Genomic DNA, 14,461 nt, shown 5'->3' with positions numbered 1-14,461 from the left:
ACGCTGCCGCGCGGGCGTCGCTAAGATCGGGATGACAGCGCTAACATCCACGGCCGGTGGTGCCCGTTCGACCGGCCTTCCTCTTCCCACGCACGTCATGACCCCACGCAAGAAACCCGAAGAACTCCGCTCGCACCGCTGGTACGGCGTGAAGGACCTGCGCAGCTTCGGCCACCGCTCGCGCACGGCGCAGATGGGCTTCAGCCGCGACGACTACCTCGGCAAGCCGGTCATCGCCATCCTCAACACCTGGAGCGACATGAACTCCTGCCACACGCACTTCAAGCAGCGGGTGGAGGAGGTCAAGCGCGGCGTCTGGCAGGCCGGCGGCTTCCCGGTGGAGATCCCGGCGATGAGCCTGGGCGAGGCGTTCCAGAAGCCCACCACCATGCTGTATCGCAACCTGCTGGCCATGGAGGCCGAGGAGCTGATCCGCTCCTATCCGGCCGACGGCGTGGTGCTCATGGGCGGCTGCGACAAGACCACCCCCGGGCTGGTGATGGGCGCGCTGGCCAACAACCTGCCGACGATCTTCGTGCCGGCCGGGCCGATGCTGCGCGGCGACTACAAGGGCAAGTTCCTGGGCTCGGGCTCCGACACCTGGAAGTACTGGGCCGAACTGCGCGCGGGCAACATCACCGAGGACGACTGGCAGGACGTGGAGGACGGCATCGCGCGCTCGCCGGGCACCTGCATGACCATGGGCACGGCCAGCACCATGATGAGCGCGACCGAGGCGCTGGGCCTCACGCTGCCGGGCGCCTCGTCCATCCCCGCGCCCGATTCGCGCCACGCCATGATGGCCACGCACTCCGGCAAGCGCATCGTCGAGATGGTGTGGGAGGACCTCAAGCCGCTGGACTTCCTCACGGCCGCCTCCTTCGACAACGCCGTCAAGACCGTGCTCGGCCTGGGCGGCTCCACCAACGCCATCGTCCACCTGATCGCGATGGCGCGACGCGCCGGCGTGCCGCTGGACCTGGCGCGTTTCGACGAACTGGCGCGCGAGACGCCGGTCACGGCCAACCTGCGCCCCGGCGGCAAGTACCTGATGGAGGATTTCTACTACGCCGGCGGCCTGCGCGCCTTCCTCGCAGGCATGGGCGGGCTCATCGACGGCGGGCAGATGACCTGCAACGGCAGGACGCTGGGCGAGAACATCGCGGGCGCCGAGGTCTACGACGCGGACGTCATCCGCCCGCGCGCGCAGGCGCTGCTGGAGAGCGGTGGCCTGGCCGTGCTGCGCGGCAACCTCGCGCCCGACGGCGCCGTCATCAAGCCCGCCGCGATGGAGCAGCACCTGCGCCGCCACACCGGGCCGGCGGTGGTGTTCCGCAACTACGACGACCTCGCCGCGCGCATCGATTCGCCCGACCTCGACATCACGAAGGACAGCGTCATCGTGCTGCAGAGCGCGGGGCCGCAGGGCGCCCCGGGCATGCCCGAATGGGGCCAGCTGCCGATCCCGCAGAAGCTGCTGAAGGAGGGCGTGCGCGACATGGTGCGCATCAGCGACGCGCGCATGAGCGGCACGAGCTATGGCGCCTGCGTGCTGCACGTGACGCCCGAATCGCACGTCGGCGGCCCGCTGGCGCTGGTGCGCGATGGCGACCTGGTGACGCTGGACGTCGACGCGCGCCGCATCGACATGGCCGTGAGCGACGCCGAGATCGCGCGCCGCCGCGCGCAATGGCAGCGCCCCATCCCCAAGTTCAGCCGCGGCTACGGCGTGATGTTCCTGAAGCACGTGCAGCAGGCCGACACCGGCTGCGATTTCGATTTCCTGGCGCCGGACTACGTCGAGCCGACGCCGGCGGAGGGACCGGGCGCGGGCGTCGCGCGGACCGCGCCGGCCGGGCAGGGCGGCCGGGGCGAGCCCGACATCCACTGACCCGTCGGGGGCGGCATGCCCCGGGCAACGGCGCGGGACGGCGCCCGGATCGCGTCGCGCGACGCGCCGGACAACGAAGCAAAGAGACAACCCGAAAGGACGACGATCCATGACGAAGATTTCCCTCCCCGCGGCGGCGGCCGGCCGTCCGGTGGCGCGCCCGCGGCCGGTGCCGGCGCTGCCGTTGCTGGTGGCCGCCGCGATGCTGGCCGTCGCCGCGCCGCGCCCGGCCGCCGCGCAGCCGGCGCCCTGGCCGACGCGGCCGGTGACCTTCGTCGTGCCCTTCGCGCCCGGCGGCGGCACCGACATCGCCGCGCGGCTGCTGGCCACGCGGCTCGGGCAGAAGTGGGGCCAGTCGGTGGTGGTGGACAACCGCACCGGGGCGGGCGGGCTGGTGGGCGCGGAGATGGTCGTCAAGGCGAAGCCCGACGGCTACACGATGCTCATCGGCAACGTCGGCACGCAGTCGATCAATCCGTCGCTCTACAAGATGCCCTACGACGCCGACCGCGCCTTCGCGCCGGTGTCGCTGTTCGCCGAGCTGCCCTTCGCCCTCGTCGTCAACCCCAAGGTGCCGGCGAAGACGCCCAAGGAGCTGATCGCGCTGGCCAGGGCCGAGCCCGACAAGTTCACCTACGCCAGCTCCGGCAGCGGCGGCTCGCCGCACCTGACGGCGGAGATCTTCCAGCAGGCCGCCGGCGTGAAGTTCGTGCACGTGCCCTACAAGGGCGGTGGCCCGGCCATGGCGGACCTGATGGCGGGCCACGTCGACATGCTGTTCGCCTCCATCCTGGAGACCTCCGGCTACGTCAAGGCCGGCAAGCTGCGCGCCCTGGCCGTGACCAGCGCGCAGCGCTCGCCGGCCATGCCGGAGGTGCCCACGCTGGCCGAACTGGGCGTGCCGGATGCCGAATCGGGCTCGTGGGTGGCGCTCCTGGCGCCGGCCGGCACGCCGCCGGCGCTGCTCGACAAGGTGTCGGCCGATGTCCGCGACGTCGTGGCGCTGCCCGACATGCGGCAGGCCCTGATCGCGCAGGGCGCCACGCCGCGCGGCAGCACGCCGGCCGAACTCCAGAAGACCATCGACACGGACAGGAAGCGCTATGGCCAGGTGATCAAGGCGCGCGGCGTCAAGGTCGAATGAAGCCGTCCGCGTCCCTCGCCGCCCAGCCGCACTCCCACGACGACACCACCGCCATGACCACGCCCACGTCCCCATCGATGCCCGACCCGAGCGTCGCCTCCCTCGGCCGCCGCGCCGTCCTGCGCGCCGGCGCCGCGCTCGCCGCGCTGCCGGCCGTGCCCCTCGCCGCGTTCGCGCAGGCCGACGCCGCCGCGTGGCCGACCCGCGCCATCACCTACGTCGTGCCGTTCACGCCCGGCGGTTCCACCGACGTCATCGGCCGCGTCATCGCGCAGAAGCTGGGCGAGGCGCTGGGCCAGCCGGTGGTGGTGGACAACCGGCCGGGCGCGGCCGGCGCCGTCGGCGCGACCTACGTCGCCAAGGCCAGGCCCGACGGCTACACGCTCTTCGGCGGCACCATCAGCACGCACGCCATCAACGCCAGCCTGTACAAGAACCTGCCCTACGACCCGGTGAAGGACTTCGAGCCGATCTCGCTGGTGGCCTTCCTGCCCAACGTGCTGATCGTCGACCCGAACCTGGGCGTCGACTCGGTGGCCGGGCTGATCGCGCTGCTGAAGAAGGACCCCGCCAAGCGCACCTTCGCCTCCTCGGGCGCCGGCACCTCCACGCACCTGGCCGGCGAGATGCTGGCCGAGGCCATCGGCGTGAAGCTCACGCACATCCCGTACAAGGGCACGCCGCCGGCCATGCTGGACGTGTCCTCGGGCCAGGTCGCGTTCATGTTCGACCAGGTGACCGCCGCGTTGCCGCTGGTGCAGGCCGGCAAGCTCAAGCTGCTGGCGGTGACGTCGGCCAAGCGCATGGCCCTGGTGCCGCAGCTGCCGACGCTGCAGGAGGCCGGCGTGCCGGGCTTCGACATGGCGTCGTGGCAGGCCGTCTACGCGCCGAAGAACCTTCCCGCGCCGATCGCGCAGCGCCTGTCCACCGAGATCGCGAGGATCCTGCAGTCGCCCGACGTGAAGGACAAGCTGGCCAACCAGTTCGGCATGGACGTCGTGGCGGGCTCGCCCGCCCAGCTCGCCGCGCTGATGCAGAAGGAGATCCCGCGCTGGGGCGAACTCGTCCGCCGCTCCGGCGCCACCGCCGACTGACCCCCGGGCCTGCCCACTGCGCGTGGCAGCGCCAACCCCTTCCAGGGGACGACGGCAACGGCCCGGCCCGGCCGGTTCCGCGCTCTTCCCGCATCACGTTTCCCAACCCGCTTCGAGCCCTCCCACCATGACCGAACCGACCCCCCTGTCCGACCAGACCCGTGAACGCCTGCGCCACGTGAGCGTGGCCACGCTGTGCACGCAGCTGTTCAAGCGCGGCTTCCGCAACGTGTACCTGCAGGGCGTCGCGCGGCTGACCACGCCCAGCGCCGGCAACCTGGTCGGGCCGGCCTTCACGATGCGCAACATCCCCGCGCGCGAGGACCTCGACCAGATCAGCGCCTTCGACAACCCCGACCACCCCCAGCGCAAGGGCATCGAGAGCGTGCCCGAAGGCCACGTGCTGGTGATCGACTGCCGTGGCGAGACGCGCGTGGCCTCCGGCGGACAGATCCTGACCACGCGGCTGAAGGTGCGCGGCGCCGCCGGCCTGGTCTCCGACGGCCCGGTGCGCGACAGCGGACCGATCTCGCAGATGGACTTCCCGGTCTACTGCGCCGGCGGCAGCGCACCGTTGAACCTCATCCACCACCACGCCATCGACCTGAACGTGCCGGTGGGCTGCGGCGGCGTCGCGGTGTATCCGGGTGACGTCGTCGTGGGCGACGACGAGGGCGTGGTCGTGATCCCCTCGCACCTGGCCGAGGAGATCGCGCGCGACGCCGTCGAGCAGGAGAAGATGGAAGCCTTCGTGCTGGAGCGCGTGGAGGGCGGCGCGAAACTCGCCGGCACCTACCCGCCCAATGCCGAGACGCGCGCCGCGTTCGACGTCTGGCGCCAGGCCAAGGGGATCTGACCATGCGCCGCCGCACCCTCGCCGCCGCCGCTTCGGCCACCGCCTGCGCCGCGCTGCTGGCCGTCGCCGGCCTGCCGGCCGCCATCGCGCAGACCGCGCCGGCCCCCGCCCCCGCCGCCTACCCGACCAAGCAGATCACCATCGTCGTGCCGGCCTCGCCCGGCGGCGCCATCGACCTGGCAGCGCGGCTCATCGGCCAGAAGCTGTCCGAGGCCTGGGGCCAGCCGGTGGTGGTGGACAACCGCGCCGGCGCCACCGGCATCATCGGCACCGACCTGGTCGCCAAGAGCCCGCCGGACGGCCACATGCTGGTGCTGGTGGCCAGCAGCCACGCCATCAACCCGAGCATGGTGAAGAAGCTGCCGTTCGACACCGTCAAGGGCTTCGAGCCCGTGGCGCTGACGCACGTGGTGCCGCTGGTGCTGATCGTCTCGCCGGAACTGCCCGTGAAATCGGTGGCCGAACTGGTCGCCTACGGCAAGGCCAACCCCGGCAAGCTGTCCTTCGCGTCGAGCGGCAACGGCGGCGCGCCGCACTTCTCGGGCGAGCTGTTCAAGAGCATGACCGGGCTGGACCTCACGCACGTGCCCTACAAGGGCAGCACGCTCGCCCACCCCGACCTCATCAGCGGGCGCACCTCGCTGATGTTCGACACCGTGGCGGCGGCCAACGTGCAGATCAAGGCCGGCCGCCTGCGCGCGCTGGCCGTGACGACGGCCAGGCGCTCGTCGGTGCTGCCGGACGTGCCGACGATGCAGGAGGCCGGCATCGCCGGCTACGAGACCAGCACCTGGGGCGGCCTGCTCGCGCCGGCCGGCACCCCGGCGGCCACCGTCGCCCGGCTCAACGCCGAGGTCGCGAGGATCCTGGCCATGCCCGACGTGCGCAAGACGTTCCAGGACAATGGCATCGAACCCGGCGGCGGCAGCCCGAGGCAGTTCGGCGACTTCATCGCCACCGAGATGGTGAAGTGGGCGAAGGTCGCCAAGGACGCCGGCATCCAGCCGGAATGACGACGGCGCCCCCGCCTCCATCCCACCCCCCCGATCCGAAACCCGCTTCCTCCATGACCACTTCCAAGACCCGCGTCCTCCAGCACGGCCGGCTGCTGCCCGCCCTCGAAGCCCGCCTCGCCGAGACCTACGACCTCCATCCGCTGTGGGAGGAGGCCGATCCGGAGGCCTTCCTCGCCGCGCGCGGCGGCGAGTTCACGGCGCTCGTCACCTCGGCGCGCCACGGCGCCGACGCCGCGACGATCGCGGCGATGCCGGCGCTCGAGGTCATCTCCAGCTTCGGCGTCGGCCTCGACGCGATCGACCTGGACGCCGCGCGCGCGCGCGGCATCGCGGTGGGCTACACGCCCGACGTGCTCAACGACTGCGTGGCCGACACCGCCTTCGCGCTGCTCATGGACGTGGCGCGCCGCGTCACCGAGGCCGACCGCTTCGTGCGCCGGGGCGACTGGCAGCGCGGTCCCTTTCCGTCGGCGACGCGGGTCTCGGGCAAGAAGCTCGGCATCCTGGGCATGGGGCGCATCGGCCGCGTGATCGCGCGCCGCGCCTCGGGCTTCGACATGGAGGTGCGCTACCACAACCGCCACCCGCTCGAGGACGTCGCGCAGGGCTACGCGGCCTCGCTGGAGGAGCTGGCCGGATGGGCCGATTTCCTGGTGATCGCCAGCGCGGGCGGCGCCGAGACGCGCGGCCTGGTCTCGCGCGCGATCCTCGACGCGCTCGGCCCCCAGGGCTACCTGATCAACATCTCGCGCGGCACGGTGGTCGACGAGGCGGCGCTGGTCGAGGCCCTGCAGCACAAGCGCATCGCCGGCGCCGGGCTCGACGTCTTCGAGGACGAGCCGAACGTGCCCGAGGCCCTGCTGGCGCTCGACAACGTCGTGCTGCTGCCGCACATCGCGAGCGGCACGCACGAGACGCGCGCGGCGATGGCGCGGCGCGTGGAGGACAACCTGGCCGCCTTCCTGGCCGGCCGGCCGATGGTCAGCGCCGCCGCCTGATCCCGCTCAGCCGCGCACCCGCGCCGGGTTGCCCACCACCGTGGCGCCGGCCGGCACGTCGCGCGTCACCACGCTGCCCGCGCCGATCACCGCGTCGTCGCCCACCGTGATGCCCGGCAGCAGGATCGCGCCCCCGCCGATCCACACGTTGCGCCCGATGCGGATCGGCCGGCCGAACTCCAGGCCGGCCTCGCGCTCGGCCGCGCTCCTGGGGTGGTCGGCCGTGAGGATCTGCACGTTGGGACCGATCTGCGTCTTGTCGCCGATGGTCACCTTCACCACGTCGAGGATCACGCAGCCGAAGTTCATGAACACCCCGGCGCCGAGTTCGACGTTGAAGCCGTAGTCGCAGTGGAACGGCGGGCGCACGGTCGCGCCGTCGCCCACCGCGCCCAGGCGCTCGGCCAGCAGCACGCGCCGGTCCGCCGAACCCATGCCGAGCGCGGCGTTGTATCGCACCAGCCATTCGCGCGTCGCGGCCAGGTCGGCCTGGAGCTCGTCGTCGCCGGCGTCATAGAGGTCGCCGGCGAGCATCTTCTGTTTTTCGGTCCTGGCGGGGTTCGCCGGGCCGGTGGAGGAGGGTGGGGTCATGGAGCGGGCCTCGTCGAGGAAGGAAGGATGGATGAGCGCCCGACGCAGCGGGTCGGGTGGCGGACGACGGGCCTCAACCCGCCCGCGCCGCCTCGATCGCCGCGACGTCGATCTTGCGCATCGTCATCATCGCGTCGAACACCCGCCTGGCCGCCGCGCGATCCGGCCCGGACAGCGCCTCGGTCAGCACGCGCGGCGTGATCTGCCACGACAGCCCCCAGCGGTCCTTGCACCAGCCGCACTCGCTTTCCTGGCCGCCGTTGCCGACGATGGCGTTCCACAGCCGGTCCGTCTCGGCCTGGTCGTCGGTCGCGATCTGGAACGAGAAGGCCTCGCTGTGCCTGAACTGCGGCCCGCCGTTCAGTCCGATGCAGGGAATGCCCACGACGGTGAACGCGACCACCAGCACGTCGCCCGCCTGGCCATCCGGGTAGTCGCCCGGCGCGGGGGTGACGGCGCCGACGGCACTGTCGGGGAAGGTCGCCGCGTAGAACGCCGCGGCTTCGGCGGCGGTGCCGTCGAACCACAGGCAGAGGGTGTTCTTGGGTGTCATGGCGGATCTCCTGAAAGGTCCTGCATGCGGTATGAGCATTGCCGTGCGAGATGTTCCGATGCCTGGACATTGCTGGATGCTCGATTCTGGTGGAAGGGGTCGGCCAGGCTGTTAGGGATTTCCGATAACAGGAGTTCTGGAAACCGTTGCGGGGCCACGCAGGGGATACTTCCCCACAAGGAGAGTTGAAATTAATGGCGATTCCGGACTTTCAATCACTGATGCTTCCCGTGCTCGAGGAATCTGCCGCTGGCGAGGTGCGCATCTCGGATGTCGTCACCGTTCTTGGACGCAAGCTGGCTTTGACTGAGGCTGAGCTGTCAGAGCTCCTGCCTTCGGGCAAGCAGACCACCTTTGCCAATCGTGTGAACTGGGCCAAGAGCTACCTGGGGAAAGCTGGACTGATCAGGCTCACGAAGCGTGCGTACTTCGAGATCAGCGAACGAGGGAGGGCTGTGCTGGCCAGTCCACCAAAGACGATCAACATCAAGTTTCTCGAGTCCTTTCCTGAGTTCAAGGTATTCAGAGAAACGACAGTCGCAAATTCAGAGACGCCGCAATCAGGTTTGGCGGCACTCAAGGAATTGGCGCCTGATGAAGTCATGAGGTCTGCGAGCAACGAGCTTCAACGATCACTCAGTGCCGAAATTCTTGCAAGAATCATTGCCTCGCCACCGGATTTTTTCGAACGCCTCATCGTGCAACTCCTTATCGCGATGGGATATGGTGGATCGGCCATAGAAGCTGGAAAGGCTTTGGGCAAGAGTGGAGATGGCGGTGTTGATGGCGTCATCGATCAGGATGCATTGGGTTTAGATCGCATCTACGTTCAAGCCAAGCGATATGCGAACAGCAAGATATCGTCGAGTGAGATCCGGGATTTCTTCGGCTCGCTGGATCGATTCAAGGCAAATAAGGGACTGTTCGTCACGACATCCACTTTCTCGCAGGCATCGAAAGAAACGGCCGAGATGCTGAGCAAGCGCATCGTACTGATCGACGGCGAATTTCTCACCCGGCTGATGATTCGCTTTGATATAGGCTGTCGAGTGGAAGAAGTGATATACATCAAGAAGCTCGATGAGGACTTCTTCGATTGATGTTTCCCTCGTGCCTGTCAGAGTTGCATTTGAGGAGTTCCGATCGGGTCTTTATGAGACGGGACCAGCCTTTTGCATCAACGCGTTCTCCAACGTCAATCCGCGCCTGACTGGAAATGCTCGCTCGATGACCCGGAAGCCATGGAGCGTGAAGAACGGTTCGGCTGTCCTGCTCACATGAGAGGTCAATCGCGTCAAGCCGAGGGTCTTTGCCTCTTCATGGATACGCGCCATCAGCCTCGTTCCAATGCCTTGGCGCGGATGGTCGCCCGACACGTAGAAGTGGTCGATGAGTCCATGGGGCTGGATATCCGCGTAACCGACGATTTCGCCGTCGAGTTCGGCGACGAAGGGGCGGAGGACGCGCATGCGGTCAGCCCACATGACCATGTCCGTGTCCGTCGGTGCCCAGGCCTCGATCTGTTCAGGCGAGTAATCGCGAGAGGCGATCTCATGAATGGCCGTGACGTGAACACGGAACAGTGCGGCCTCATCACCGCATTTAAATCGACGAATTTCCATGCTTTCTCCTGTGGACGACCCGCGCGAGCCCATGCCGTCGTAGACATACCGGTGTCAGATCACCTTGGATTGCGCCGCGCCACCCAGTAGACCGCCCCTTGCGCTCCGTACCGCTCCGCGTGCGGCGTGCCGTTCGGCAACTGGAAGGTGTCGCCCGGCAGCAGGTGTCGCGTCTCGTCGCCGCAGGTCAGCCACATCTCGCCCTCGGTGACCACGGCGTCGGCGTCGAAGGGGTGCGCGTGGTGCTCGATGACGGCGTCGGGCGCCCACTGGCGCACCAGCGCCTCGTCGTAGCCGGCGGCCAGCGCCTCGGATTCGAAGACCGCGAAGTCGGTACGGTTCATCGCGGCAGCTTCGCCAGGAAGGCGAGCAGGTGCGCGTTGAATTCCTCGGCATGCGACACGTTGAAGCCGTGCGGCGCGCCTTCGATCAGCGCCAGCGTGCTGCCGGGGATCGCGGCGTGGGTGCGCTTGCCGCTGACCTCGAAGGGCACGATGGCGTCGCTGTCGCCGTGGATGACCAGCGTGGGCAGGTCGCCGAACTTCGTCAGGTCGTCGCGGAAGTCGGTGCGGCCGAAGGCGGCGATGCAGTCCAGCGTGCCCTTGGGCGAGGCGGCCGAGGCGATGCGCACGGCGTACTGGCGCATCGGCTCGCTCACCAGCAGCTTGCCCTCGACGCCGAAGAAGTTCTTCGTGAAGTCCTCCAGGAAGGCCAGGCGATCGGTCTTCACGCCGTGCTCGAACTGCGCGATGGTGGCGTCGTCGAGCCCGCCGTCGGGGTTGTCCTCGCTCTTGTAGAGGTAGGGCGGCACGGCGCCGGCGAACACGGCGCCGGCGACGCGCGCGGTGCCGTATTTCGCCACGTAGCGCGCCACCTCGCCGCCGCCCATGGAGAAGCCGACCAGCGTGGCGCCGGTGACGTCGAGGTGCGAGAGCAGGGCGTCGAGGTCGGCGGCGAAGGTGTCGTAGTCGTAGCCCGACCACGGCTGCGACGAGGCGCCGAAGCCGCGCCGGTCGTAGGCGATGACGCGGTGGCCGGCCTCGACCAGCGGGCCGACCTGCGCTTCCCACGAGCGGCCGCTCAGCGGCCAGCCGTGGATCAGCACGACCGGCCGGCCGTTGCCGTGGTCCTCGTAGTGCAGTTCGATGGGTTCGCCCGTCGGGGCGGCGATCTGGAGCTTGGGCATGCAGGGATCTCCTGTGAAAGAAACGGGGGTGACGAGGGAAGGACGGCGGCTGGCGCGGTCCGATGGGTCGGGGGGTCGGAGGTCGGGGGTCAGGCGGCCTTCGGCGCGCCCGCCTGCTTCATGGGGTCGGCGCGCGCGAAGGCGTCGAGTTCCTCGCACGCGGCCATGACGCGCAGCACCGTCGGGATGCCGTCGATCTCGACCTTGAACACGCGCATCACGGCGACGACGCTGGCCAAGCAGATGTCGGCCATGCCGGGCGCGTCGCCATGGCAGAAGCGGCCGGTGCCGGGCTCGCCTGCGAGACGTCGCTCCAGCGCGCGCAGGCCGGTGCCGAACCACTGGACCTGCCACGCGCGCCAGGCGGCGTCGTCGAAGCCGCCGGTGGTCGTCAGGTACTTCTTGACGCGCGGCGTGATCAGCGGGTGCGTGTCGGCCGCCAGCAATGCCGACAGCGAGCGCACGCGCGCGCGGCCGTGCGCGTCGGCCGGCAGCAGCGGGGGTTCGGGGTAGGTCTCGTCGATGAATTCGAGGATCGCCTGCGATTGCGTGAGCGGCGTCGAGGGCTGGCCGGGACCGTGGTCGATCAGCGCCGGGATGGCGCCCATCGGGTTGATCCTCAGGAACGCCTCGCCGCGATGCTCGCCGGCATCGATGTCGACGTCGTGCTCCTTCGGCTTCACGCCCTTGAGGTTGAAGGCGACGCGCACGCGGTAGGTGGCGGAGGTGCGCCAGTACGAATACAGCTCGAAGCGGTCGTCGTCGTTGTGATCGTGGTCGTGGTCGTGGTTGTCGGAGGCGCGGTCGGGGGACGTCATGGCGTTGGGCGGGTAAGTGGGGGCGAGGGCCGAGGCCCGGAAGACCGGGCCGTCGGCCATGTTGGCTTTTCTCGCCCCCGCCGCCATCCGTGAACACCCTTCCCGTGCGCCATCGCGCGTCGGCCCGATCCCCGCGCGCCTGTGCGACGGCGGGCTCCGGGCGCGCGCGTCAGCGCCCGGGCAGCCACACGCCGTCGGCACGCAGGCGCTCGCGCAGCAAGGCCGTGTCGACCTCGCGCAGGGGCGTGCGGCCGGCGTGCGCCGCCGCCGTGCCGGCCGCCTGTCCCATGGCGAAGCAGGCGCCGCTGGCCCGCGCGGCCGACTGGCCCTCGTGCGTCATCGACGCGCAGCGACCCGCCACCAGCAGGTTGTCCACGCCATGGGGCACCAGCATGCGCCAGGGCAGGTCGTTGAAGGCGCGGTCGGCGTCGCGCGGGAAGCGCCATGCCACGCCGCCGTCGGTGTGCAGCTCCATCGGCCAGCCGTTGACGCCGATGGCGTCCTCGAAGCGCGCCGAGTCGACGATGTCGTCGCCGGAGAGGGCATACAGCCCGTCGATGCGCCGCGTCTCGCGGATGCCCACCTGCGGCGCGATCTCCACGATGCGCGCGTCGGCGAAGCCGTCGACCTGCTCGCGCAGGAAGGCGAAGTAGTCCACGATCTGGCGCCGGCCCTCGACCTCGCCGGCGCTGAGCTCGCGCGCGTCCACGCCGTTCATGGCGCGGCCCTGCGCGTTCTTGAGCTGCGTGACGTTGGCGCGCCATTCGGAGGCATGGATCTGCGGCCGCAGGATCGCGCCCTCGCGCGGGAAGCGATAGCGCCCGGGATGCTCGCGCTGCGCGCGCGCCATCACGTCGTTGATGGCCTTGAACTCGCCCACCGCCGCGAGCGCCGCCTCGGCGTCGACGTGGCCGACGCGGAACATGGTGGTCGGGAAGAGGCCGCTGCCCCGGCCGTCGCCGACCGCGTAGGGCACGCCGGCGAAGGCCGCCACGTCGGCGTCGCCCGAGGCGTCGACGAAGATCCCGGCGCGGACCGCCTGGCGCCCGGACTTGGTCTCCACCACCAGCGCCGCGATGCGCGCGCCGTCCATCAGCACGGCGGCGGCGTGGGCGTGGAACAGCAGTTCGACGCCGGCGTCGAGCAGCAGGCCGTCGGCCGCGCACTTGTAGGCCGAGGTGTCGTAGGAGCGCACGCGGATGCGGCCCTGCATGCCGTCCTGCGGCCGGTTCAGGCCGCCTAGCGCCTCCAGTCGCTCGAACAGTTCGTCGACCACGCCGTGCACCACCTGCCGCATCGCGCCGTCGTGGCGGGCGTAGAGCCCGGCGAAGTTGGTCACGCCGCCGGCGGTGCCCATGCCGCCGAGGAAGCCGTAGCGCTCGACCAGCAGGGTGCGCGCGCCGTGGCGCGCCGCGCTGGCGGCGGCCGCCAGCCCGGCCGGGCCGCCGCCGACGACCACCACGTCGTATTCGCCGAAGACGGGGAGCAGGCGGGCGGGTTCAGGGAGGTGGGTGGGGTTCATGGGAATGTCGGGTCATGTTCGGGATTCGCGAATTGCGAACACGGTCGAGGGCGGCCGTTCCACGAGCCGCCGTCGGCCACTCGCGCTCACTGCAGCGTGATCCCGCGCGCCTGGATGATCCGGCCCATGATCGCCGCCTCTTCCTTCACGCGCGCGCGCATGCCCTCGGGCGAGGTGCCGACCGGCTGCCAGCCCCGGTCGAAGAGCTGCTGGCGCACCTCGGGGTTCTTCATGATGACGGCGATCTCGCGGGTGACGCGGGCCCGGGCCTCGGGCGAGAGGCCGGCCGGACCGAGCAGGGCGGTCCACACCTCCAGGCCGAAGTCGCGCACGCCCAGCTCGGTCAGGGGCGCGTAGTCGGGCGCCAGGGTGCTGCGGCCGCTGGTCAGGCCGATGGCCCGGAGCTTGCCGGCCCGGACCTGTGGGATGGCGATGGCCGGCGGCACCAGGGCCAGCTGCACCTGGCCGCCGATCATGGCCGTCACCACCTGCGGATTGCCGGCGTACGGCACGTGCTGGGCGTCCATGCCGGGCACGCGGTCCTTCAGCAGCTCCATGCCCAGGTGGCCGACCGAGCCGATGCCCACCGAGCCGTAGTTCCACTTCGTGCCCGAGGCGCGGGCGGCGGCCAGGAAATCCTTGCCGGCGGGCACGTCGTTGGCGGCCACCAGCACCAGCGGCGCGGTGGCGATCAGCGACAGCTCGCTGAAGTCCCGGGCCGGGTCGTAGGGCAGCCTGGGATAGAGCAGCTTCGAGGACGTGAGGTTGCCGTTGATGACGATGCCCAGGGTGTGGTCGTCGGTGGCCTTGGCCACGGCGTCGGCCGCGATGTTGCCGGAGGCGCCCGGCTTGTTGTCCACCACCACCGGCTGGCCCAGGGCCCGGGCCAGCGGCTCGGCCAGCACGCGCGCGGCGATGTCGGGCGTGGAGCCGCCGGGGAAGCCCACCAGGATGCGCACGGGGCGGGTCGGCCAGGCGGCGGGCGCGGCGGTGGGTTGCGCGAGGACCGGCGCGGCCAGGCCGAGGAGGGCGCTGGCGAGCACGGCGCGGCGCTGGCGTGAAGCGGGAGGAAATGACATGCGGGAGGTGTCCGTGGCGAGGTCGGAGGGCGCCGGCGCGCGCCGGTGCGTCATCGGCGCCGCGTCGACGGAAAAGAGGGCGATCGTAGAC

At 70.3% G+C, this 14,461-nt stretch carries 15 protein-coding genes; 7 read left to right on the top strand and 8 right to left on the bottom strand.

Annotated features, from left to right (window positions below; translation table 11 throughout):
- The first annotated feature begins 97 nt into the window (after nucleotides 1–97).
- The 6 genes from araD to NF681_13665 all read left to right on the top strand — a co-directional run bounded on the left by araD (nucleotide 98) and on the right by NF681_13665 (nucleotide 6,999).
- On the top strand, nucleotides 98–1,891 hold the full coding sequence (araD, locus tag NF681_13690) for an L-arabinonate dehydratase (GenBank protein ID UST53367.1): 1,794 nt from the start codon (nucleotides 98–100) through the stop codon (nucleotides 1,889–1,891).
- Between the two features lie 202 nt (nucleotides 1,892–2,093).
- On the top strand, nucleotides 2,094–3,035 hold the full coding sequence (locus NF681_13685) for a tripartite tricarboxylate transporter substrate binding protein (protein UST55777.1): 942 nt from the start codon (nucleotides 2,094–2,096) through the stop codon (nucleotides 3,033–3,035).
- Nucleotides 3,036–3,112: 77 nt separating this feature from the next.
- Nucleotides 3,113–4,129, top strand: coding sequence for a tripartite tricarboxylate transporter substrate binding protein (locus NF681_13680; GenBank protein UST55776.1), 1,017 nt, complete (start codon nucleotides 3,113–3,115; stop codon nucleotides 4,127–4,129).
- 127 nt (nucleotides 4,130–4,256) lie between these two features.
- Nucleotides 4,257–4,985, top strand: coding sequence for a ribonuclease activity regulator RraA (locus NF681_13675; GenBank protein ID UST53366.1), 729 nt, complete (start codon nucleotides 4,257–4,259; stop codon nucleotides 4,983–4,985).
- A 2-nt stretch (nucleotides 4,986–4,987) separates the two neighbouring features.
- The gene (locus NF681_13670; protein UST53365.1) at nucleotides 4,988–5,998 is read left to right on the top strand and encodes a tripartite tricarboxylate transporter substrate binding protein; all 1,011 of its coding nucleotides are present in this window, start codon (nucleotides 4,988–4,990) and stop codon (nucleotides 5,996–5,998) included.
- A 53-nt stretch (nucleotides 5,999–6,051) separates the two neighbouring features.
- Nucleotides 6,052–6,999, top strand: a complete 948-nt coding sequence (locus NF681_13665) for a 2-hydroxyacid dehydrogenase (GenBank protein ID UST53364.1) — start codon at nucleotides 6,052–6,054, stop codon at nucleotides 6,997–6,999.
- A gap of 6 nt (nucleotides 7,000–7,005) precedes the next feature.
- Here NF681_13665 and NF681_13660 read toward each other — a convergent pair whose 3' ends face one another.
- Together NF681_13660 and NF681_13655 are read right to left on the bottom strand one after the other, a co-directional pair.
- On the bottom strand, nucleotides 7,006–7,590 hold the full coding sequence (locus tag NF681_13660) for a sugar O-acetyltransferase (protein UST53363.1): 585 nt from the start codon (nucleotides 7,588–7,590) through the stop codon (nucleotides 7,006–7,008).
- A 73-nt stretch (nucleotides 7,591–7,663) separates the two neighbouring features.
- On the bottom strand, nucleotides 7,664–8,143 hold the full coding sequence (locus NF681_13655; GenBank protein ID UST53362.1) for a VOC family protein: 480 nt from the start codon (nucleotides 8,141–8,143) through the stop codon (nucleotides 7,664–7,666).
- Nucleotides 8,144–8,337: 194 nt separating this feature from the next.
- Here NF681_13655 and NF681_13650 point away from each other — a divergent pair, with 194 nt between their 5' ends.
- Entirely contained in the window at nucleotides 8,338–9,243 is a 906-nt protein-coding gene (locus tag NF681_13650) for a restriction endonuclease (GenBank protein UST53361.1), read from the top strand.
- A gap of 51 nt (nucleotides 9,244–9,294) precedes the next feature.
- On the opposite strand, the gene NF681_13645 is transcribed toward NF681_13650, so the two are convergent.
- The 6 genes from NF681_13645 to NF681_13620 form a co-directional block, all read right to left on the bottom strand.
- Nucleotides 9,295–9,765 (bottom strand): GNAT family N-acetyltransferase, encoded by a 471-nt coding sequence (locus NF681_13645; GenBank protein ID UST53360.1) that lies wholly within the window; start codon nucleotides 9,763–9,765, stop codon nucleotides 9,295–9,297.
- A 59-nt stretch (nucleotides 9,766–9,824) separates the two neighbouring features.
- On the bottom strand, nucleotides 9,825–10,109 hold the full coding sequence (locus NF681_13640) for a cupin domain-containing protein (GenBank protein ID UST53359.1): 285 nt from the start codon (nucleotides 10,107–10,109) through the stop codon (nucleotides 9,825–9,827).
- Nucleotides 10,106–10,951, bottom strand: a complete 846-nt coding sequence (locus NF681_13635) for an alpha/beta hydrolase (GenBank protein ID UST53358.1) — start codon at nucleotides 10,949–10,951, stop codon at nucleotides 10,106–10,108. The genes NF681_13640 and NF681_13635 overlap by 4 nt, the downstream gene beginning before the upstream one ends.
- Before the next feature lie 89 nt (nucleotides 10,952–11,040).
- Entirely contained in the window at nucleotides 11,041–11,829 is a 789-nt protein-coding gene (gene maiA, locus NF681_13630) for a maleylacetoacetate isomerase (protein UST53357.1), read from the bottom strand.
- A 109-nt stretch (nucleotides 11,830–11,938) separates the two neighbouring features.
- Nucleotides 11,939–13,291, bottom strand: coding sequence for an FAD-dependent oxidoreductase (locus NF681_13625; GenBank protein UST53356.1), 1,353 nt, complete (start codon nucleotides 13,289–13,291; stop codon nucleotides 11,939–11,941).
- Between the two features lie 86 nt (nucleotides 13,292–13,377).
- Nucleotides 13,378–14,370: a tripartite tricarboxylate transporter substrate binding protein gene (locus NF681_13620; protein ID UST53355.1), complete on the bottom strand. Its 993-nt coding sequence runs from the start codon at nucleotides 14,368–14,370 to the stop codon at nucleotides 13,378–13,380.
- Between the last annotated feature and the right edge of the window lie 91 nt (nucleotides 14,371–14,461).

The sequence above is a fragment of the Comamonadaceae bacterium OTU4NAUVB1 genome (assembly GCA_024372625.1).
Taxonomy (GTDB): Bacteria; Pseudomonadota; Gammaproteobacteria; order Burkholderiales; family Burkholderiaceae_C; genus Variovorax.
This window is presented reverse-complemented; position numbering and strand designations above follow the sequence as displayed.